A 19,835-nucleotide genomic window follows, 5' to 3' on the forward strand; every position below is an offset into this window, starting at 1 on the left:
CCGACCAAGCCCCCCCGACCAAGACCCCCCGGCCAGGAACCCAGCCAGGAACCGGCCGGACCATGGTCAGCCCAGCTGGGCCGGGGCCTCCATGGCGATCCGCTCGAAGACCTTCTCCTCGGCGGCGAACATCGAGTCGGGGATCGGCCAGTGGATCACCAGCTCGGTGAAGCCCAGCTCCTGGTGGCGGCCGGCGAAGTCCACGAAGGCGTCCAGCGACTCCAGCGGACCGCCGCGGTCCGGGGTGAACCCGGTGAGCAGGACCCGGTTCAGCTCCGAGACGTCCCGTCCGGCAGCCGCGCAGGCCTCGGTGAGCCGGCCGAGCTGTCCGCGCAGCGCCTCGTGGGACTGCTCGGGCGTGCCCGTCTCGTACAGCTTGGGGTCGCCGGTGGTCACCCAGGCCTGGCCGTACCGCGCGGCGAGCCGCAGCCCGCGCGGGCCGGTGGCGGCCACCGCGAAGGGCAGCCGGGGACGCTGTACACAGCCCGGGATGTCGCGCGCCTCGCCCGCCGAGTAGAACTGGCCCTCGTAGGTCACCGTGTCCTCGGTGAGCAGCCGGTCGAGCAGCGCCACGAACTCGGCGAACCGGTCGGCCCGCTCACGCGGGGTCCACGGCTCCTGGCCCAGTGCGGTGGCGTCGAAACCGGTGCCGCCCGCGCCGATGCCGAGCGTGATCCGGCCGCCGGAGATGTCGTCGAGGGAGATCAGCTCCTTCGCCAGCGTCACCGGGTGCCGGAAGTTCGGGGAGGTGACGAGCGTGCCCAGCCGCAACCGCTCGGTGCGGGCCGCGGCGGCGGTCAGCGTCGGTATCGCGCCGAACCACGGACCGTCCCGGAAGCTGCGCCAGGACAGGTGGTCGTAGGTGTACGCGGTGTGGAAGCCCAGTTCCTCGGCGCGCGTCCAGGCGGCGGAGCCGCCCTCGTTCCAGCGGCGGTACGGGAGGATCACGGTGCTCAGACGCAGACTCATGGGTCCGAGACTAAGGGGACGCGTCGGCGGGGGACGAAACGGTCACCGGCGGCGCGGGAGCGGTCACCGTACGCGGCTGCTCAGCCAGGGGGTGAGCAGGTGCGCGGCGAGGTGCTCCCGGTAGGTGCGGTCCCCGGGCAGTGGCACCACGAGGGAGGCCGAGGGCGGGAAGCGGCGGGCCCGGACGTGGCTCAGGCCGCCGAAGACGGAGTGCAGGAAGCCGGGGACGTCGTCGCGCGGGACGTCGTGGAACGCGACCCCCTCGACCGTGATCAGCGCGTCGGCCTCCGGGAAGAGCCGCACGCTCACCCGGGGCACCCCGCTGAAGTCGGCGTACGCCTCGTGCGGCAGCGAACCGTCCGGGTCCGTGGTGACGCCGAAGCCCGCCGCGCCGCGCCGGGAGGTCCGGTCGGCGCCGATGTCGTGTGTGACCTCGAGCTCCCGCCCGTACTGGGCCGCGATGGTGTGGAGAGCGCCGACGGCCGCCTCGGTCGTCGGCAGGTGTTCCCGGTAGTGCCCCGAATGGTCCATACCACTCATGATGCCGGGCTCAGTGCGCTTCGGGGAAGCGCAGGTAGGCGGGCGGTACGGTCCGCGTCAGCCATACCCCGTTCGCGCTGAGGTGGAAGACGTGGCCGTCCCGGTGCATCGCGCCCGCGTCGACCGACAGCACGACGGGTCGCCCGCGCCGGGCGCCCACCCGGGTCGCCGTCTCGCGGTCGGCCGACAGGTGCACGTCGTGCCGGTTCATGGGCTTCAGGCCGGCCGTCCGGATCGCGTCCAGGTTCCGTGCGACGGTGCCGTGGTAGAGGTACGGCGGCGGGGTCGCCGGCGGCAGTCCCAGGTCCACGTCGACGCTGTGGCCCTGGCTGGCGCGGATCCGCGTGCCGTCGATCGCGAAGCGCTGCTTGTCGTTGGCGGCGACGACGTGGTCCAGTTCCTCGCGGCTGACCGGGAACCCGTGGGCCGCCGTGGCCGCGAGCAGGGCGTCGATCTCCACCCAGCCGGCCTCGTCCAGCGTCAGTCCGATGCGTTCGGGCTGGTGGCGCAGGTGCTTGGAGAGGTATTTCGACACCTTCACGGTGCGCCGATCCTCGTTCTGTCTGACGGTCTTCTTGTCGTTCATGCCACCAGCGTGCCGGGAGAGACGCGGATCACGCAGATATTTTTCGTCGCAGGTTTGATCCACAACCAAGTAGGGTTATCCACAGGGGAATTGGCGGCACTGTGGACAACGGCCGGGCGTTTCAAGACGATTCGTCAAGATCGTTAACAGGCCTGTGATGTGCGGTGAGGGCATCCAAGTGCCGTGCGCGCACCTCTCGTTCGGCGGCGAGGGCGATGAACTCCGGAGTGTGTTCGGGACCAACGAGGCCACGTACGGCCTGAACCGTCTCGGCGGGCAGCGCCACGGAACGCGTCTCGTCAGGCGCGGTCGACCGCACCTCCGCGCCGAGCTGCCTGCGTACCTCGCGGGGAGCGAACAGGCGCATGGCGCGCGCGAGTTCGGCGTCCACGGTCTGCCGGGCCAGCGGCCGCAGGCGCCGGACCAGGTCGGCCGCCTCGGCCGCTTTCGCATCGGTGCGCAGGTCCGGGTCGTCGAGGTAGCGGGCGAAGACGTGTTCGGTGGTGAACTCCAGGAACCGGGCGGCTATGTGCTCGACCTGGACCCTCAACTCCCGCAGGTGGTCGGCGATCACGGACAGCGGTACCCCCGCTCTGTGCAACTCCGCGGCGACCGCCAGCTCTTGGGGGCTCGGAACGAGGAAGGCGTCCGGGTCGTCGGCCACCGGCTCCAGGACGCCGAGGGCCACGGCCTCCGCCACGGCCGCGTCGTCGGAGGTGCCGCCGAAGCGGGCGGCCAGCTCGGCGCGGGACAGCCGGTCCGGTTCCTCGTCGGTCCAGGGGCCCTCCGCCTCGGTGACGAGACCGAGCACACCGGCCAGGCCGCGGCCGGTGTCCCAGGCGTCGAGGAGTTCCCTGATGGAGGCGAGGGTGTAGCCGCGGGCGAGGAGGTCGGCGATCTGGTGGAGCCGGGCCAGATGGGCGTCGGAGTACAGGTTGGCGCGGCCCCGCCGTTCCGGGCGGGGGAGGAGCCCCTTGTCCTGGTACGCGCGGACGGTGCGCACGGAGGTCCGCGAGAGGCGCGCCAGGTCCTCGATGCGGTAGGCGACCTGGGACGGGGGGCCGGTGAGGTCGGTCATACAGGGCTCCTCACACCTTCGGCTCCACCTTCGCGAGCCGCCGCGACATCCCGGGCACCAGGCGCGAGAGCGCCCGCATCCCCCGCGCCTCCGGCGTCACCGGCACCACCGCACGGTTCCGCTCCACCGCGTCCAGGATCGCCGAAGCCACCTTCTCCGGTGGGTAGTTCCGCATCCCGTACAGCCGAGCGGACCGCTGCCGCCGACGCCGTTGCTCCTGCTCGTCGACTCCGGTGAAGCGGGCGGTCGAGGTGATGTTGGTGTTGACGAAGCCGGGGCAGACCGCGCTCACGCCGATGCGCCGGTCCGCGAGTTCCGCGCGCAGGCACTCCGACAGCATCAGGACCGCCGCCTTGGACGTGCTGTAGGCCGGGAGCGCGCGGGAGGGCTGGTACGCGGCCGCCGACGCGACGTTCACGATGTGCCCGCCCTGCCCGCGTTCGGCCATCCGGGCCCCGAAGAGCCGGCAACCGTGGATCACGCCCCACAGGTTCACGTCCAGGACCCGCCGCCAGTCCTCCGGTGTCGTCGTGAAGAAGGAGCCCGACAGGCCGATGCCCGCGTTGTTGACCAGCACGTCCACCACGCCGTACGCGCCGTGGACCTTCTCCGCGAGCTTCTCCATGGCCTGCTCGTCGGAGACGTCGGCGGTCTCGGCCCAGGCGTCCGCCGCGCCGGTCAGCCGGGCCAGCTCGGCGGTGCGGGCGGCGGCCTCCCCGTCCCGGTCCACGGCCACCACCCGCGCGCCCGCCTCCGCGAAGGCGAACGCGGTCGCCCGCCCGATGCCGCTGCCCGCCCCCGTGACCAGCACCAGCTGGCCGCCGAAACGCTGCGCGTGACGGTCCGCGCGCGGAGGCTGGGCGTCCTGTCCGCTCTCGACCGCCAGCACGAACTCCTCGATCCAGGCGGACACCTGGTCCGGGCGGGTGCGCGGGATCCAGTGCTTGTCGGGCAGGGTGCGCAGGGTGAGCCGGGGGACCCAGTGCTCCAGATCGTCGTAGAGGCGCTCGGAGAGGAAGGCGTCGCCGAGGGGCGTGATGAGCTGCACGGGCGCGTGCGCGTACGCGTCCTCGCGCGGGCGGCGCAGCCGGGGCCGGACGTTGTCGCGGTACAGCCATGCCCCGTGCGCCGCGTCGGAGCGCAGGGAGGCGGTCGGGTAGTCGTCCGTGGGCAGCCCCTCGGCCCGGCGGAGGATCCCGGGCCAGCTCCTGCCGAGCGGGCCGCGCCAGGCCAGCTCGGGGACGACCGGGGTGTGCAGCAGGTACACGTACCAGGACTTGGCGCCCTGGCCCAGGAGCTGGCCCACCCGGCGGGGCGTCGGGCGTTTCACGCGCGCGTCGATCCAGTGCCCGAAGTGGTCCAGGGACGGCCCGGACATCGAGGTGAAGGAGGCGACACGGCCCTCGGTGCGGCCCACCGTGACGAACTCCCAGGACTGCACCGAGCCCCAGTCGTGGCCGACCAGGTGCACCGGCCGGTCCGGGCTGACCGCGTCCACCACCGCCAGGAAGTCGTCGGTCAGCTTGGCGAGGGTGAAGCCGCCGCGCAGCGGTTTCGGGGCGGTGGAGCGGCCGTGGCCGCGGACGTCGTACAGCACCACGTGGAAGCGGCCGGCCAGCCGGGTCGCGACCTCGGACCACACCTCCTTGCTGTCCGGGTAGCCGTGCACGAGGACGACCGTCGGGGCCGACGGGTCTCCCAGCTCCAGCACGCACAGGTCGATGCCGCCCGTGTGCACCCGGCGCTCGCGCGCGCCCTCCAGTGCCGTCACCTGTCCTCCGCCCAATGCCGCACTCCCCCACGCGGTGTCCACAAGCCCGTGAACGCCGTGTCCCGCACTCCCCGCCCGCGCAGCCACTCGCGCCGCACCCGCCGGAAACCCTCGGGCTCCATGGCGCGTTCATCCCTCAGTGCCGTCGTCATCCGCCCCGTCCTCGTCGACTGCGGTACGCGTCCGTAACGTGACACTGGTGAATGTGACAGTTGTTAGAGGCAGCGTCAATAGGTCTGCCAAGGCCTGTGGATAACTCTGCGTAGCTCTCAGGAAGGGGATCCCCTAGGGCCCCGTAATACTCGAGGGTGATGCGAAGACGGCTCTCGGGTCTGACGACCGGGCGTGGTCCAGGTCACTACCTTCGACGTTGTGACTGTGATCGCGACCGAAAGCCTGAGCAAGCGGTTCCCCCGGGTGACCGCGCTCGACCGGCTGTCCGTGGACATCGGACCCGGTGTGACCGGACTCGTCGGAGCCAACGGCGCCGGCAAGTCCACCCTGATCAAGATCCTGCTGGGTCTGTCCCCCGCGACCGAGGGCCGCGCCGAGGTGCTCGGCCTCGACGTCGCGACCAAGGGCGCGGCCATCCGCGAGCGGGTGGGCTACATGCCGGAGCACGACTGCCTGCCGCCCGACGTCTCGGCCACCGAGTTCGTCGTGCACATGGCCCGGATGTCCGGCCTGCCGCCCACCGCCGCCCGCGAGCGCACCGCGGACACCCTGCGCCACGTCGGCCTCTACGAGGAGCGGTACCGCCCCATCGGCGGCTACTCGACCGGCATGAAGCAGCGCGTGAAGCTCGCCCAGGCCCTGGTGCACGACCCGCAGCTGGTCTTCCTGGACGAGCCGACCAACGGCCTCGACCCGGTCGGCCGTGACGAGATGCTCGGCCTGATCCGCCGTATCCACACGGACTTCGGCATCTCGGTCCTGGTCACCTCGCACCTGCTCGGCGAACTGGAGCGCACCTGCGACCACGTGGTCGTCGTCGACGGCGGCAAGCTGCTGCGCTCCAGCTCCACCACGGACTTCACCCAGACCACGACCACCCTCGCCATCGAGGTCACCGACAGCGACGAACACCCGGACGGCACCCGCGCGGTCCGCGAGGCGCTCACCGCGCGCGGGGTGGCGACCGACAACGAGGGCGCCGGTCTGCCCGGCGCCGGCCACATCCTGCTGCTCACCGCCCAGGGCGAGGAGACGTACGACCTGGTCCGGGACGTCGTCGCCGACCTCGGCCTGGGCCTGGTGCGCATGGAGCAGCGCCGGCACCACATCTCCGAAGTGTTCACCAGCAGCGACGAGCAGCGGAAGGAGGCGGCCGTCCATGGCGGTTGAGCAGCCCCTGGCCACCCCCGCGGGGGACCAGTCCCGCATCCACGACATCGGCTACCGCGGCTACGACGGCCCGCGCCTCGGCCGCGGCTACGCCCGGCTCTCCCTGTACTCGCAGACCCTGCGCGGCTCCTACGGCCTCGGCCGCTCGGTGAAGTCCAAGGTGCTGCCGATGCTCCTGTTCGCGGTGATGTGCGTGCCGGCGGCCATCATGGTCGCCGTCGCCGTCGCCACCAAGGCGCACGACCTGCCGGTGTCCTACACCCGGTACGCGATCATCATGCAGGCCGTCATCAGCCTGTACGTCGCCTCGCAGGCACCGCAGGCCGTCTCCCGCGACCTGCGCTTCAAGACCATCCCGCTGTACTTCTCGCGGCCCATCGAGACCGCCGACTACGTCCGGGCCAAGTTCGCGGCCCTGGCCTCCGCCATGTTCATCCTCACCGGGGCCCCGCTGCTCGTGCTGTACCTGGGCGCACTGCTCAGCAAGATGGACTTCGCCCACCAGAGCAAGGGGTTCGGCCAGGGACTGGTCTCGGTGGCCCTGCTGTCCCTGCTGTTCGCCGGCATCGGCCTGGTCATCGCGTCGGTCACGCCGCGCCGCGGCTTCGGCATCGCCGCCGTGATCGCCGTACTGACCATCTCCTACGGCGCTGTCTCCACCCTCCAGGCCATCGCCGACGCCCAGGGCAGCTCCGGCGCCGTCCCGTGGATCGGCCTGTTCTCGCCGGTCACCCTGATCGGCGGCCTGAGCAGCGGACTGCTCGGCGGCACCAACACCTTCCCGGGCAGCGACGGACCCACGCACGGCCAGGGCGCGGTGTACCTGCTCGTCATCCTCGGTCTCGTCGCCGCGACCTACGGCCTGCTGCTGCGCCGCTACAAGAAGGTGGGACTGTGACCACGCTCTCCATCGACCACGTCTCCCGCTGGTTCGGCAACGTGGTGGCCGTCAACGACATCACCATGACCATCGGCCCCGGCGTCACCGGCCTCCTCGGCCCCAACGGCGCCGGGAAGTCCACCCTCATCAACATGATGGGCGGCTTCCTCGCCCCCTCCACCGGCACGGTCACCCTCGACGGCCAACAGGTCTGGCGCAACGAAGCGATCTACAAGCACATCGGCATCGTCCCCGAGCGCGAGGCGATGTACGACTTCCTCACCGGCCGCGAGTTCGTCGTCGCCAACGCCGAGTTGCACGGACTGGGCGCCAAGGCAGCCCAGAGGGCGCTCGCGACCGTCGAGATGGAGTACGCCCAGGACCGCAAGATCCAGACGTACTCCAAGGGCATGCGTCAGCGCGTGAAGATGGCGTCCGCCCTGGTCCACGACCCGTCCCTGCTCCTGCTCGACGAACCCTTCAACGGCATGGACCCACGTCAGCGCATGCAGCTGATGGACCTGCTGCGCAGGATGGGCGACGAGGGCCGCACGGTCCTGTTCTCCTCGCACATCCTCGAAGAGGTCGAGCAACTGGCCTGGCACATCGAGGTCGTGGTCGCCGGACGGCACGCGGCCAGCGGCGACTTCCGCAAGATCCGCCGTCTGATGACCGACCGCCCGCACCGCTACCTGGTCCGCTCAAGCGACGACCGGGCGCTCGCGGCGGCGCTCATCGCCGACCCCTCCACCTCGGGCATCGAAGTGGACGTGACCGAGGGCGCGTTGCGCATCCAGGCCGTCGACTTCGGCCGCTTCACCGCCCTGCTGCCCAAGGTCGCCCGCGACCACGGCATCCGGCTGCTCACGGTCTCGCCGTCCGACGAGTCCCTCGAATCCGTGTTCTCGTACCTGGTCGCGGCGTAGGAGGCCGAAGATGTACGACCCCACAGTCGCCCGGCTCACCTACCGGGCCCTGCTCGGCCGTCGCCGGGCCCTCATCCTGGGGGCGCTGCCCCTGCTGCTGATCGTGATCTCCGTGGTCGTCCGCGCCCTCGCCGGAGCCGACGACCAGACGGCCGCCGACCTGCTCGGCGGGCTCGCCCTCGCCACCATGGTGCCGCTCATCGGCGTCATCGCCGGCACCGGAGCGATCGGTCCCGAGATCGACGACGGCTCGGTGGTGTACCTGCTGTCCAAGCCGATCAAACGGCCGACGATCATCTTCACCAAGCTGATCGTGGCGATCGCCGTGACCATGGTGTTCTCCGCCCTGCCGACCCTGATCGCGGGCTTCGTCCTGAACGGCAACGGCCAGCAGATCGCCGTCGCCTACACGGTGGCCGCGCTCGTCGCGTCGATCACCTATGCGGCGCTCTTCCTGCTGCTCGGCACGGTGTCCCGGCACGCGGTGGTCTTCGGGCTGGTCTACGCCCTGGTCTGGGAGGCGCTGTTCGGCTCCCTGGTCCCCGGTGCGCGGACGCTGAGCGTCCAGCAGTGGTCGCTGGCGGTCGCCCACAAGGTGACAGGCGGCGACCTGGTCACGTCGGACGTCTCCCTGACGACGGCCACGGTGCTGCTGGTCGTGGTGACCGTCCTGGCGACCTGGTACGCCGGACAGAAGCTGCGCTCGCTGACGCTGGCGGGCGAGGAGTAGACGGCCGGCTTATTGACGGGGACTTCACCCGTGCCCGGGCAGACTGGGCGAAGGGGACGTTCTGTGGAGAGGAACGGGGATGGCAGAGGACTGGGACGGCGTCGTTCTGAACGAGGACTTCATACGGTCGGCCGAGACCTCTGAGCCGTCCGCGCGGGCGCGGATGCTGGCGGCGCGGTGGAAGGCGGAGGAACCGGAGCCGCAGCCGTGGCGGTCGGACGAGGCGCCCGCGGGGTGGTTCTTCAGCAAGGCGCGGCGCAAGTGGTGGCGCCGGTAGGCGGTTCTTCGGCTGCGCGCCGGTGGGGGCGGTCGCGCAGTTCCTCCGCCAGCCTTCGGCTGGGGGTACCCCCAGCGCCCCTGAAGGGGCGCGTGCAGCCGGCGCCTCTCGAATAATCACTGGCGTGCAACTCGGCTCAAAGGCACAGTAGTTGTGTCAGCCCACCATCTGGGAGAGGAGCCGGACGATGTCCATGCACGACAGTACGTCCCGCTCCCGTCAGGGCAGCCTTCGGCGGATCGCCGTGTAGCTGCCCGGGGCGGCCGCTTCGAGCACGCGATGGTCGCTCTCGCGTGGGCCGCCCACCCGGAGGATTGGCCGAGTGGTAAGGCACCGGCTTGCTAAGCCGCGGTCGGGCCCGAAAAGCCCGCGCACGTTCGATCCGTGCATCCTCCGCAAGACATGAAAGAGGCCTCGGCCGCAGCGCCCCTTCAGAGGCGCCGGGCGTACCCCGGCCGAAGGCTGGGGAGTAACTGCGCGACCAGCCCCCACGCACCCGCAGGCAAAGGCGTGCCTCACCCGAGCAGACGCTCCACGACCACCGCGATCCCGTCCTCCTCGTTGGAAGAGGTCACCTCGTCGGCCACCGCGCGCAGCTCCTCGTGAGCGTTGGCCATAGCCACCCCGCGCGCCGCCCACGCGAACATCGGGATGTCGTTCGGCATGTCGCCGAAGGCGATCGTGTCGGCCGCCTTCAGGCCCAGCCGGCGTGCGGCCAGCGACAGGCCCGTCGCCTTCGACAGGCCGAGCGGGAGCAGTTCCACGATGCCCTGGCCCGCCATGGCGACGGTGACGAAACCACCGGCGGCCTGCCGTGCCGCCTCGGCCAGCTCGTCGTCGGACAGCTCGGGGTGCTGTATGTAGATCTTGTTCAGCGGCGCCGACCAGAGGTCCGCGGCGTCCGTGAACGGGGTGGACGGAAGGTGACCCGTCACCGCGTACCCCGGGCCCACCAGCACGTCGCCGTCGAGTCCGTCCCGGCTCGCCGCCAGGTACAGCGGGCCGACCTCGGCCTCGATCTTCGCCAGGGCGACCCCGGCCAGCTGACGGTCCAGCGTCACGGAGGTCAGCAGGCGGTGCGACCCGGCGTCGTACACCTGCGCCCCCTGACCACAGACGGCGAGGCCGTCGTAGCCGAGGTCGTCGAGGATGTGCCGGGTCCAGGGGACCGCGCGGCCGGTGACGACGATGTGCGCGGCGCCCGCCGCGGTGGCCGCGGCGAGCGCGTCACGGGTGCGCCCGGAGATCGACTCGTCGGAGCGCAGCAGCGTCCCGTCGAGGTCGGTGGCGATGAGCCCGTAGGGGAAGGTCACCGGGACACCGGCTCCAGGACCTCCCGGCCGCCCAGGTACGGGCGCAGCACCTCGGGCACGCGCACCGAGCCGTCGGCCAGCTGGTGGTTCTCCAGGATCGCCACGATCGTGCGCGGTACGGCGCACAGCGTGCCGTTGAGCGTCGCGAGCGGCTGCACCTTCTTGCCGTCCCGCATCCGGACGGACAGCCGGCGGGCCTGGAAGCTGTCGCAGTTGGAGGCCGAGGTCAGCTCGCGGTACTTGCCCTGGGTGGGGATCCACGCCTCGCAGTCGTACTTGCGCGACGCCGACGCGCCGAGGTCGCCGGAGGCCACGTCGATGACCTGGAAGGGCAGCTCGAGGCCGGTCAGCCACTGCTTCTCCCAGTCCAGGAGCCGCTTGTGCTCGTTCTCCGCGTCCTCGGGGGCGACGTAGGAGAACATCTCGACCTTGTCGAACTGGTGCACCCGGAAGATGCCCCGGGTGTCCTTGCCGTAGGTGCCCGCCTCACGGCGGAAGCAGGGCGAGAAGCCCGCGTAGCGCAGCGGCAGCTGGTCGGCGTCGAGGATCTCGTCCATGTGGTACGCGGCGAGGGGGACCTCGGAGGTGCCGACCAGGTAGTAGTCGTCCTTCTCCAGGTGGTACACGTTCTCGGCGGCCTGGCCGAGGAAGCCGGTGCCCTCCATGGCGCGCGGGCGGACCAGCGCGGGGGTCAGCATCGGGACGAAGCCGGCCTCGGTGGCCTGTGCGATCGCCGCGTTGACCAGCGCCAGCTCGAGAAGGGCGCCGACACCGGTGAGGTAGTAGAAGCGCGAGCCGGACACCTTGGCGCCGCGTTCCACGTCGATGGCGCCCAGCGCCTCGCCGAGCTCCAGGTGGTCCTTGGGCTCGAAGCCCTCGGCGCCGAAGTCGCGGATGGTGCCGTGCGTCTCCAGGACGACGAAGTCCTCCTCGCCGCCGACCGGGACGTCGGGGTGGACGAGGTTGCCCAGTTGCAGCGCGAGGCGCTTGGTCTCCTCGTCGGCCTCGTGCTGCTCGGCGTCCGCGGCCTTGACGTCGGCGGAGAGCTGGCTCGCCCGCGCCAGCAGCTCGGCCTTCTCGTCGCCCGAGGCCCTGGGAATGAGCTTGCCGAGTGACTTCTGTTCGTTGCGCAGCTCGTCGAAGCGGACGCCGGAGGACCTGCGCCGCTCGTCGGCAGAGAGGAGGGAGTCGACGAGCGCGACGTCCTCTCCACGGGCGCGCTGGGACGCGCGCACACGGTCGGGGTCCTCACGGAGCAGGCGAAGGTCAATCACGGAGCCAAGGCTACCGGTGTGGGGTTGCCCCTCACGAATCACTATTCCTACGTGTTCCGATTCGCTACATACGTTCCGTTATGACGGAATTGCCGAGCGTGTCAATAAAAAGTGTCTCACTCCCTGGGACGGGGCAAGTCGGCGGTCCTCGGTTGACTCGATTTCCTTGTGGAGAGCGGAACTTGGGGGCGCGGTTGTCCACAGGGATCCACGCCCTCGCGAGAGTTATCCACAGGGTGTGTGGATGAGGTGTGGACTTCGGAATTGATCACTCCGTAACGGCCTTGTGAAGGGAGGAATTCCCGGTTCAAACCAGGACAACACCCACTTTCGAGTGGAAAGGCATCGCTCCAAAAGACGAACCATGGGAAACGAGTGGACGAAGGGTGATGTGGGCGACCGGGGTCGCACCGATGGCTCGTAGGGCGATTTGTCGACAGACTCACGCGGCACTGTCGACTTGTCCCCAGGTCGAGAAGAGCGCCTGTGGATAACTCCTGTGGATAACGAAGATATGAAGGTAGGGCTGGCTAGAAGCGGCCGTCCTGGCAGCGCGCCACCCAGTCCGAGGCGGCCACGAACTCCTCGTCGGACGTCCCGGGCAGCGTCGGGCCCACGGTCTCGCCGGGTCGGACGTCCGCCCGCGGATAGGAACCCAGGAACCGCACCTGGCGGCAGATCCGCTTCAGTCCCATCAGGGCCTCCGCCACCCGCCGGTCGGAGATGTGCCCCTCGGCGTCGATGCAGAAGCAGTAGTTGCCGATGCCGGCACCGGTCGGCCGGGACTGGAGCAGCATCAGGTTGATGCCCCGGGTGGCGAACTCGCCGAGCAGGTCACGCAGGCCGCCGGGGTGGTCCTCGTTCTGCCAGAGCACGATCGAGGTCTTGTCCGCGCCGGTCGGGGCCGCGGGCCGGGCCGGGCGGCCGACGAGCACGAACCGGGTCTGCGCGTTCTCCGCGTCGTGGATCCCGGCCTCCAGTACCTCCAGACCGTACCGTTCGGCCGCGAACTCACCGGCGAACGCGGCGTCGTAACGGCCCTCCTGGACCAGCCGGGCGCCGTCCGCGTTCGAAGCGGCGGACTCCCAGACGGCTTCGGGGAGGTGGGCCCGCAGCCAGTTGCGGACCTGCGGCTGGGCGACCGGGTGCGCGGTCACCGTCTTGATCCCGGAGAGCTTGGTGCCCGGCCGGACCAGCAGCGCGAAGGTGATCGACAGCAGCACCTCGCGGTAGATCATCAGCGGCTCGCCGGCGACCAGCTCGTCGAGGGTCGTGGTGACCCCGCCCTCGACGGAGTTCTCGATCGGCACGAACGCGGCCTCGGCCTCGCCGTTCCGCACGGCGTCCAGTGCCGACTGCACGGAGACGTACGGGACGAGCTGCCGGGTGGCGGACTCCGGAAGCGTGCGCAGAGCGACTTCGGTGAAGGTGCCTTCAGGACCGAGATACGCATAGCTCGCTGGCATGTCCCTCACCCTAATGGGCCCAGGAACGCCAAGCCGACCTGTCTCACCGGAACCACTCGACCGGGTGGTTTGAAACCCGGAAGCGCACCGATGGATCAGCCTTCCAGCAGCCGCTGCCCCACGTACTCCCCTTCGGCCGCGCCACCCGGCACCGCGAACAGCCCGCTCGCCTCGTGCCGGATGTACTGCGACAGCGCGTCCCCGCGGTCCAGCTTCCGCTGCAACGGCACGAACCCGCGCAGCGGATCCGCCTGCCAGCAGACGAAGAGCAGCCCCGCGTCCGGCGTCCCGTCCGCGTCGATCCCGTCGTGGTACGAGAACGGGCGCCGCAGGATGGCCGCGCCCCCGTTCTGGTCGGGCCGGGTGATCCGGGCATGGGCGTTGACCGGCACCACGTACTCGCCGTCGGACCGCGCCTTCTCCAGGTCCATCGGGGTCGTCTCGGTGCCTCCGGACAGCGGTGCCCCGTTCGACTTCTTCCGCCCGATCACGTTCTCCTGGGCCGTCAGCGACAGTTTCTCCCAGTCGTCGAGGAGCATGCGGATCCGACGTACGACGGCATAGGAGCCGTTCGCCATCCAGGCGGGCTCGCCGGACGAGGGCACGAAGATCCGTTCGTCGAAGTCGGGGTCGGCCGGCTTCGGATTGCGGGTGCCGTCCAGCTGGCCCATGAGGTTGCGGGCCGTCATGGGGTGGGCGGTGGCGCCCGGGGTGCGGTTGAAGCCGTTCATCTGCCAGCGCACCCGGGCCGCGCTGCCCGCGTCCTTCTGGAGGGCGCGCAGGGCGTGGAAGGCGACCAGCGCGTCGTCGGCGCCGATCTGCACCCACAGATCGCCGTTGCTGCGCGACCTGTCCAGGTGGTCGGAGGAGAAGTCGGGCAGCGGGTCCAGGGCGGACGGCCGCTGCTTCTCCAGCCCGGTGCGGGCGAAGAAGCTGTTGCCGAAGCCGAAGGTGATCGTCAGCGAAGAGGGACCCGCGTCCCGGGCCACCTCGGTGTCGTCCTGCGTCATCGGCTCGCCCGCCATCAGCCGCCCGGCCGTCGTCGACCAGCGGCGCAGCAGCGCCGCGGCCTGCGCGCGGCCCGCGCCCGCCGCCAGGTCGAAGGCGACCAGATGGCCGCGCGCCTGAAGGCCCTCGGTGATGCCCGGCTGATGTTTCCCGTGAAACATCGCCTCGCCGGAGCCCACCGAGCTGAGCGGGGTGGCCTGGGCGGGCGCGGCCGTGTAGCCGGCACCCGCGCCCGCGGCACCGAGTACGAGCCCGGTGGCCCCGGCCGTGCCGAGCAGCGCGCGCCGGCTGACGCCGCCCGCGGCGGCGGCCGAGGGGGCGGCCGAGGGGGCTTCCCCGGTGACCGGGGTACGAAGGGACTGGGACTGTTCAGCCATGGTGCGGTTCAGCCGATCTGCGCGTGCTTGGAGACGGTCACCTGGTCGATGTCGGAGGTCCGCACGGTCACGGAGACCGTCCAGTCGCCGGCCATGGGGATCTGCACGCCGTTCGCGGCCCAGTGCCCGGTGGTGATGTGGTCCGGTGCCACGGGAAGCGGCCCGATCTTCTTGGCGTCGAGGGTGAAGGCGACCTTCACCTCGGGGATGTCGAAGGCGCGTCCGTTGGGCCGCTGGACGTAGACGTGCATCTCGTTGCTGCCCACGGCCGCGGGGTCGAGGTCGACGCGGACGACGCCCTTGCCGTCCTTGCCGCCGGTGTCGAAGGACATGTCGAGGGTCAGCGCGCCGGAGGACGAGTCCGAGGAGGAGGACGACGAAGACGATGACGAGGACGACGAGGCGGCGGCCTTGGCGTCCAGTTCGGTCCGGCCCGGCTCGGTCTGGGTCAGCACGGTCGTGACCGCGAGCAGGGCGACGGCGACCCCGGCCTCCGCGAGCACCGAGCGGCGCAGGCCGAAGCGGTCGGGGTCGGCGTCCCGGACGCGCTTCTGCCGGGCGAGGTCCTTGGCGGTCTGCTGCCGGGCCAGCTGCGCGGCGCGCTCCGGGTCGGTTTCGTCGCTGTCGGAAGCGGCCTTCCCCGCGGACGCCTCCTCGCCGGGACCGGCGACCCGGGCACCGGCCGTACCGGACGTCTCCCTGGCCGCGGCGGACGCCTTGACCGTCTCCTTCCCGGCCTGCTTCGTCGCGGCGGACGTCGTGACCGTCTCCTCCCCGGCCGCCTTTCCGGTCTCCTCCCGGGCCGCCGCCTTCGCGGTCTCCTCCCCGGTCTCGGTCAGTGCCGTGTCCGCGAGCCGGCCCGTCCAGCGCCGCGAGATGGACGCGATGCCGACGAGCAGCGCCACCAGCGCGATCTTGACCATCAGCAGCTGTCCGTACGCGGTGTCGGTGAACGCCGACCAGGAGCCGAGCTGGCGCCAGGACTGGTAGACGCCGGTGCCGACCAGCGCCAGCACGCTCCCGAAGGCGACCTGGGAGAAGCGTCGTACCGCCGCGGACCCGACCGGGGTGTCGGCGGGCGCCCGGTACAGGGCGACCAGCAGGGCGGTGAGGCCGCCGAGCCAGGTGGCGACGGCGAGCAGGTGGACGATGTCGACCGGCATCGCGATGCCCGGCTGGAGTCCGGTGGAGGCGTGCTCGGCCATGGCCCAGCTCGCCGCGAGCCCGGCGGCCACGACGGTCCCGCCGATGGCGAGCCCGAAGGTCAGGTCGCGCTTCTCCGCGCCCTCCTCGCGCTTGTCGTAGGCGCCGAAGAGCACCGCGATGAACAGCGCGGCGGCGGCGAGCAGCAGCAGCCGGGAGACCAGCGCCGCGCCGGTCTTGGTCTGGAGGACCTGGCCGAGCAGGTTCAGGTCGAAGATGTCGCCGACACTGCCGGAGGTGGTGTAGGAGCCGCGCAGGAGCAGCAGCCACAGCGTGGCCGCGGTGAGCGTCAGCCAGCCGCCGACGACGAGCCGTTGCAGGGCCCGCACACCCGAGCCGCGCTGCCAGCAGGCCAGCACGAACGCGGCGCCGCCGACGAGCACGATGTACCCGGCGTACGACATGTAGCGCCCGAAGCCGTAGAGCCAGCCGACGAACCCGCCGCCGGCCTCCTGGTCCCCGACCGAGGCGACGGTCGTGGACGGCGCCCCGACGGAGAAGGTGTAGGCGCCGGCGACGGGATGGCTGTCCGCCGAGACGACCTGCCAGGCGACGGTGTACGTGCCCTTGCCCAGGCCGGTCCTGAGCTGGACCCCGTAGGTCGTCCCGGACAGGTTGTCCGGCTTGGCGGTGTCGACCCGCTTGCCCTTGGGGTCGAGGACCCGGATCGAGTTGCTGTTCAGCGACACGTTCTCGGAGAACGTGAGGGAGACCTGGTCGGGCGCCTTCGGGACCACCACCCCCTGGGCGGGGTCGCTGCCGGTCAGCGCGGCGTGCGCGGAGGCCGGCCCGGCCCCGGCCAGCAGCGCGCCGGCGACGGCGAGGATCAGCAGCACCAGGGTGCGCAGGCGGGGGGTGATGGTCCGCGTCAAGGTCGGTCCCTCCCTCAGTGTCCGGTCGACGGGTTGTACGTGGCGGACTTCACCGGCATCTCGACCGTGAGCGGACCGGATTCGGCGAACTTGAGTTTCAGCGTGATCGTGTCGCCCTGCTCCGGGCGGTGCTTCAGCTTCTCGAACATCAGATGGTTGCCACCGCTTTTGAACACGAGTTGACCGTGTGCGGGCACCTCGAAGGAGCGGACCTCCTCCATGGCACCGCCGTTGGTCTCGTGCATGGTGATATCGCCGGCGGAGTCGCTGGTGACGGAGGTCAGTTCGTCCTTCGTGCCGCCCTTGTTGGTGATCGTCAGGAACCCGGCGGCCATGTCGGCGGAGACCGGCTGGGGCATGTAGGAGGCGCCCACCGACAACTCGGCTCCCGAGGCGGCCGAGCCGCCGCAGCCCACCAGGACCAGCGCGCCCGCCAGGGCGGTGCCGGTGGCGGCCACGCCGGTCAGCGCGAGCCGCCTTCCGGTCAGGGCCGGACGGCGGACGGTCAGGGCCGGACGGCGGACGGTCAGGGCCGGACGCCTCACGGGTTCTCCCCCTTGATCAGCTTGGGGAGGTCCTTGGTGTAGTCGTCGACGGTGGCGTCCTCGCCGTACAGGACGTAACCGCCGTCGGTCTTCGGCGAGAACGCGACGACCTGGGTGCCGTGCACCGAGACGACCTTGCCGGTCTTCTTGTCCTTGTGGGTCGGCTCGATGGAGATGCCGAGGGTCCGGGCGCCGGCCTGGATGGTGGCGAAGTCGCCGGTCAGGCCGACGAAGCTGGAGTCGATGCCCTTGAGCCACTTGCCCAGTTCGGACGGGGTGTCACGGGCCGGGTCGGTGGTGACGAACACGACCCGCAGCTTCGCCTGGTCGGCCTTGGACAGCGCCTTCTTGGCGACCGCGAGGTTGTTCATGGTCAGCGGGCAGACGTCGGGGCAGTGCGTGTAGCCGAAGTAGACCAGCGTGGGCCGGCCCTTGGTCTCGGCGCGCAGGTCGTACTTCTTGCCCTGGGTGTCGGTGAGCACCAGGTCCGGCTTCTCGAACGGCTGGTCCAGGATGGTCGCGGCCTTGTTCGAGTTGTCCCCGGCGACGACGGCGACGGGCGATTTGGCGTCGTCGCCGCTGCCGCAGGCGGAGAGGGTGAGGGTGGCGGCGGCGAGCAGGGCGGCCGCGGCGAACGTCTTCTTGCGCATAGAGAAATGTCCCAGATGTGAGAGATCCGGCGCGCACCGGGGTCGTACGGGGCCGCGGAGCCCCGACAGCCTCGCACGACCCCCGGTGCGCGTTACGGACGTGGCACTCAGGCCTCGGAGCCCGTGGACCGGCGGCGGCCGGCGAGTACGCCGTAGGCGACCCCGGCCGCGCCGACGGCGATGCCGACCACGCCGAGGACGCGGGCGGTGGTGTCGCTGCCGCCGGACGAACCGGCGTCGTCGGAGGCCGTGGTCTCGGTCTTGGCGGCGGTCTCCGCGGCGGTGTCCTCGGCGGTCGTGGAGCCGTGGTGGTCGTCGGCGGCGGCGGACAGGGTGAGGACCGGCGCCGGGTTCTCCGGCTCCTCCTGGCCCTTCTGCTGGACCTCGATCCAGCGGACGACCTCCTTGTCGGAGTACGTCTGGAGCGCCTTGAAGACCAGTTCGTCGGTGTTCTCCGGGAGCGCGCCCACGGAGAGCGGGAACTTCTGGAAGTAGCCCGGCTCGATGCCCTTGCCGTCGGAGGCGGTCCAGGTGACCTTGGTGACCGCCTCGCCGATCTTCTCGCCGTGCATCTCCAGCGGCTTGGCCAGCTTGGACTTGGTGACGTCGATCTTCCAGCCGGCCATCGGCTGCGGCATCACGGACGCGATCGGGTGGTCGGCGGGGAAGGTGACCTCGACCTTGGTGGTCGAGGCGTTGTCGCGCTCGTTGGGGACCTTGAAGTCGATGACCGCGTAACCGCCCTTCGCGGCGGTGCCCTCGGGCTGCACACTGACGTGCGCGAACGCGGGCGAGGAGACGGCGAGTACGGCCGTACCCGCGACGGCGGTGACGGCGGCGAAACGAGAAGCCTTCATGGCAGGAGCACTCCACTCCGAGTGAGTTCTGTCGTCGAGGGGGCGTGCGGGCGGATGCGCACGCACGCGCGCGTGCCGCACGACGGCGGCAGGCCCCTCCGGACGAGCTCCGGGGGAGTGCTCTGGTCGCGTCGTGTCAGGCGGCGAGAACGAGTGCGGCGGCCGCCGGCGGGCCGCGCCGGAGCAGGGAGTGCCGGAGTGTGACGGTGTGCGGTGCGGGCGGTTCGTCCCAGGCGCCGCGACCGCCTCGCGCGGGCGCCTCGGGCACCGCGACGAGCCCGGCGCACAGTGCGCACGCCAGCGCGAGCGCGCCGCGCAGGGAACGGACGAGCGCCCCCTCGGCGACTCCGTGCGCCGACAGGTCGACCAGCCGGAGCACTGCCAGATCGCCCCGGCGCAGCAGCCAGCCGGCCACGACGGCCGCCAGCAGGTGACCGAGCAGCATGGGCACGGAGGGCAGCATGAAGGCGGACGATCCGGCGTCCGACGCCATTCCGCTCATGTCCATGGCCGAGCCGGAGGTGCCGGTGGCCGAGCCCGAGGTGGCGAGGTGCGCGGCGGTGAGGATCTTGTACGCGTGAGCGGGGCTGATCTGCCCCACCCCGGCCCCGCACACCAGCTCGGCGGCCCGCTGGACCAGCGCCGCGTCCCCCGCCGCCGTCGCGGAGGCCGACGACGTCCCGGATCCGGTCATCGCGGAACCGGCGGCCATCGCCGCAGCGCCGTGCTGGCCGAGCCCGAACAGCGTGTGCAGCAGGGTCTGTAGGACCGCGAGCAGGGCGACGGTCCCCGGCAGCGAGCGGGCCTGCCCGGTCAGCGGGGCGACGAGTGCCAGGGTGCCGAGGAAACCCGCGCCGAGCGTCCACAGCGGAACGGTCGCGCAGGACGCCAGGGCGTGCCCCGCCGCGGCCAGCACGACGCAGAACGCGGCGAACACCGCGGCCCGCGGGAGCCGCAGTCCGCTTCCGGGACGCGCGGTGCGCGGGCGGGGGGCAGTCATGGCGGGCTCATCATCGCACTGGACCCGGGCCTCCCTGACGGCAGGTCCGGAAGATTCCGTTACGACCGGAAACGCTGGAAGGCCTCGCGGAGGACGGCCGGGACGCCGGGGCGCCGGGGCCGAACGGGGTCCGGCGGCGGCCTGGAGCCGGCCGGTCGCCGCCGAAGCG

The 19,835-nt window shown here is 71.2% G+C and carries 19 protein-coding genes and 1 tRNA gene; 6 read left to right on the plus strand and 14 right to left on the minus strand.

Annotation, left to right across the window (positions count from 1 at the left end):
- Positions 1 to 66 precede the first annotated feature (66 nt).
- The 5 genes from AAW13_RS00005 to AAW13_RS00025 form a co-directional block, all read right to left on the minus strand.
- Positions 67 to 969 carry an LLM class flavin-dependent oxidoreductase gene (locus AAW13_RS00005; RefSeq protein ID WP_046727562.1) on the minus strand — a complete coding sequence of 301 codons (903 nt, stop codon included), beginning with the start codon at positions 967 to 969 and terminating at the stop codon, positions 67 to 69.
- A 63-nt stretch (positions 970 to 1,032) separates the two neighbouring features.
- Positions 1,033 to 1,500, minus strand: coding sequence for a hypothetical protein (locus AAW13_RS00010; RefSeq protein WP_046727561.1), 468 nt, complete (start codon positions 1,498 to 1,500; stop codon positions 1,033 to 1,035).
- 19 nt (positions 1,501 to 1,519) lie between these two features.
- Positions 1,520 to 2,095 carry an RNA 2'-phosphotransferase gene (locus tag AAW13_RS00015; RefSeq protein ID WP_046727560.1) on the minus strand — a complete coding sequence of 192 codons (576 nt, stop codon included), beginning with the start codon at positions 2,093 to 2,095 and terminating at the stop codon, positions 1,520 to 1,522.
- A 121-nt stretch (positions 2,096 to 2,216) separates the two neighbouring features.
- Complete coding sequence (locus tag AAW13_RS00020) at positions 2,217 to 3,173, minus strand: MerR family transcriptional regulator (protein WP_046727559.1); 957 nt, start codon at positions 3,171 to 3,173, stop codon at positions 2,217 to 2,219.
- Between the two features lie 10 nt (positions 3,174 to 3,183).
- Positions 3,184 to 4,944, minus strand: a complete 1,761-nt coding sequence (locus AAW13_RS00025; protein ID WP_107483203.1) for an SDR family oxidoreductase — start codon at positions 4,942 to 4,944, stop codon at positions 3,184 to 3,186.
- A gap of 378 nt (positions 4,945 to 5,322) precedes the next feature.
- Between AAW13_RS00025 and AAW13_RS00030 the strand changes: the two genes are divergently transcribed.
- From AAW13_RS00030 to AAW13_RS00055, 6 genes are all read left to right on the plus strand, one after another.
- Positions 5,323 to 6,288 (plus strand): ABC transporter ATP-binding protein, encoded by a 966-nt coding sequence (locus AAW13_RS00030; protein ID WP_046727558.1) that lies wholly within the window; start codon positions 5,323 to 5,325, stop codon positions 6,286 to 6,288.
- Positions 6,278 to 7,186, plus strand: coding sequence for an ABC transporter permease subunit (locus tag AAW13_RS00035; protein ID WP_046727557.1), 909 nt, complete (start codon positions 6,278 to 6,280; stop codon positions 7,184 to 7,186). Before AAW13_RS00030 ends, AAW13_RS00035 begins: the two co-directional genes overlap by 11 nt.
- Complete coding sequence (locus AAW13_RS00040; protein ID WP_046727556.1) at positions 7,183 to 8,094, plus strand: ABC transporter ATP-binding protein; 912 nt, start codon at positions 7,183 to 7,185, stop codon at positions 8,092 to 8,094. Before AAW13_RS00035 ends, AAW13_RS00040 begins: the two co-directional genes overlap by 4 nt.
- 10 nt (positions 8,095 to 8,104) lie before the next feature.
- A complete protein-coding gene (locus AAW13_RS00045; RefSeq protein WP_046727555.1) occupies positions 8,105 to 8,824 on the plus strand; it encodes an ABC transporter permease subunit in 720 nt (239 codons plus the stop codon).
- Between the two features lie 79 nt (positions 8,825 to 8,903).
- Positions 8,904 to 9,101: an SGM_3592 family protein gene (locus AAW13_RS00050; RefSeq protein ID WP_046727554.1), complete on the plus strand. Its 198-nt coding sequence runs from the start codon at positions 8,904 to 8,906 to the stop codon at positions 9,099 to 9,101.
- Between the two features lie 308 nt (positions 9,102 to 9,409).
- Positions 9,410 to 9,497: transfer RNA gene (locus AAW13_RS00055), tRNA-Ser, on the plus strand.
- Between the two features lie 119 nt (positions 9,498 to 9,616).
- Here the strand turns inward: AAW13_RS00055 and AAW13_RS00060 are convergent.
- From AAW13_RS00060 to AAW13_RS00100, 9 genes are all read right to left on the minus strand, one after another.
- The gene (locus AAW13_RS00060) at positions 9,617 to 10,414 is read right to left on the minus strand and encodes an HAD family hydrolase (RefSeq protein WP_046727553.1); all 798 of its coding nucleotides are present in this window, start codon (positions 10,412 to 10,414) and stop codon (positions 9,617 to 9,619) included.
- A complete protein-coding gene (serS, locus tag AAW13_RS00065; RefSeq protein WP_046727552.1) occupies positions 10,411 to 11,688 on the minus strand; it encodes a serine--tRNA ligase in 1,278 nt (425 codons plus the stop codon). Before serS ends, AAW13_RS00060 begins: the two co-directional genes overlap by 4 nt.
- Positions 11,689 to 12,218: 530 nt before the next feature.
- A complete protein-coding gene (pheA, locus tag AAW13_RS00070) occupies positions 12,219 to 13,154 on the minus strand; it encodes a prephenate dehydratase (RefSeq protein WP_046727551.1) in 936 nt (311 codons plus the stop codon).
- A gap of 95 nt (positions 13,155 to 13,249) precedes the next feature.
- The gene (efeB, locus tag AAW13_RS00075) at positions 13,250 to 14,539 is read right to left on the minus strand and encodes an iron uptake transporter deferrochelatase/peroxidase subunit (protein ID WP_046727550.1); all 1,290 of its coding nucleotides are present in this window, start codon (positions 14,537 to 14,539) and stop codon (positions 13,250 to 13,252) included.
- A gap of 8 nt (positions 14,540 to 14,547) precedes the next feature.
- Positions 14,548 to 16,614, minus strand: a complete 2,067-nt coding sequence (locus AAW13_RS00080; RefSeq protein ID WP_046727549.1) for a copper resistance protein CopC — start codon at positions 16,612 to 16,614, stop codon at positions 14,548 to 14,550.
- 14 nt (positions 16,615 to 16,628) lie between these two features.
- Entirely contained in the window at positions 16,629 to 17,081 is a 453-nt protein-coding gene (locus tag AAW13_RS00085; protein WP_046727725.1) for a copper chaperone PCu(A)C, read from the minus strand.
- Positions 17,082 to 17,155: 74 nt separating this feature from the next.
- Entirely contained in the window at positions 17,156 to 17,809 is a 654-nt protein-coding gene (locus AAW13_RS00090; RefSeq protein WP_046727548.1) for an SCO family protein, read from the minus strand.
- A gap of 107 nt (positions 17,810 to 17,916) precedes the next feature.
- Positions 17,917 to 18,666: a YcnI family copper-binding membrane protein gene (locus AAW13_RS00095; protein ID WP_046727547.1), complete on the minus strand. Its 750-nt coding sequence runs from the start codon at positions 18,664 to 18,666 to the stop codon at positions 17,917 to 17,919.
- Between the two features lie 136 nt (positions 18,667 to 18,802).
- Complete coding sequence (locus tag AAW13_RS00100; protein ID WP_046727546.1) at positions 18,803 to 19,666, minus strand: hypothetical protein; 864 nt, start codon at positions 19,664 to 19,666, stop codon at positions 18,803 to 18,805.
- Positions 19,667 to 19,835 lie beyond the last annotated feature (169 nt).

Origin of the sequence: Streptomyces humi, from assembly GCF_001005085.2 — a bacterium.
GTDB lineage: Bacteria > Actinomycetota > Actinomycetes > Streptomycetales > Streptomycetaceae > Streptomyces > Streptomyces humi.

What these genes read in the sequence shown, in the direction of transcription:
- AAW13_RS00005 (WP_046727562.1), bottom strand. Translation starts at nt 969, where the DNA reads ATGAGTCTGCGTCTGAGCACCGTGATCCTCCCGTACCGCCGCTGGAAC.
- AAW13_RS00010 (WP_046727561.1), bottom strand. Translation starts at nt 1,500, where the DNA reads ATGGACCATTCGGGGCACTACCGGGAACACCTGCCGACGACCGAGGCG.
- AAW13_RS00015 (WP_046727560.1), bottom strand. Translation starts at nt 2,095, where the DNA reads ATGAACGACAAGAAGACCGTCAGACAGAACGAGGATCGGCGCACCGTG.
- AAW13_RS00020 (WP_046727559.1), bottom strand. Translation starts at nt 3,173, where the DNA reads ATGACCGACCTCACCGGCCCCCCGTCCCAGGTCGCCTACCGCATCGAG.
- AAW13_RS00035 (WP_046727557.1), top strand. Translation starts at nt 6,278, where the DNA reads ATGGCGGTTGAGCAGCCCCTGGCCACCCCCGCGGGGGACCAGTCCCGC.
- AAW13_RS00045 (WP_046727555.1), top strand. Translation starts at nt 8,105, where the DNA reads ATGTACGACCCCACAGTCGCCCGGCTCACCTACCGGGCCCTGCTCGGC.
- AAW13_RS00050 (WP_046727554.1), top strand. Translation starts at nt 8,904, where the DNA reads ATGGCAGAGGACTGGGACGGCGTCGTTCTGAACGAGGACTTCATACGG.
- pheA (WP_046727551.1), bottom strand. Translation starts at nt 13,154, where the DNA reads ATGCCAGCGAGCTATGCGTATCTCGGTCCTGAAGGCACCTTCACCGAA.
- efeB (WP_046727550.1), bottom strand. Translation starts at nt 14,539, where the DNA reads ATGGCTGAACAGTCCCAGTCCCTTCGTACCCCGGTCACCGGGGAAGCC.
- AAW13_RS00090 (WP_046727548.1), bottom strand. Translation starts at nt 17,809, where the DNA reads ATGCGCAAGAAGACGTTCGCCGCGGCCGCCCTGCTCGCCGCCGCCACC.
- AAW13_RS00095 (WP_046727547.1), bottom strand. Translation starts at nt 18,666, where the DNA reads ATGAAGGCTTCTCGTTTCGCCGCCGTCACCGCCGTCGCGGGTACGGCC.
- AAW13_RS00100 (WP_046727546.1), bottom strand. Translation starts at nt 19,666, where the DNA reads ATGACTGCCCCCCGCCCGCGCACCGCGCGTCCCGGAAGCGGACTGCGG.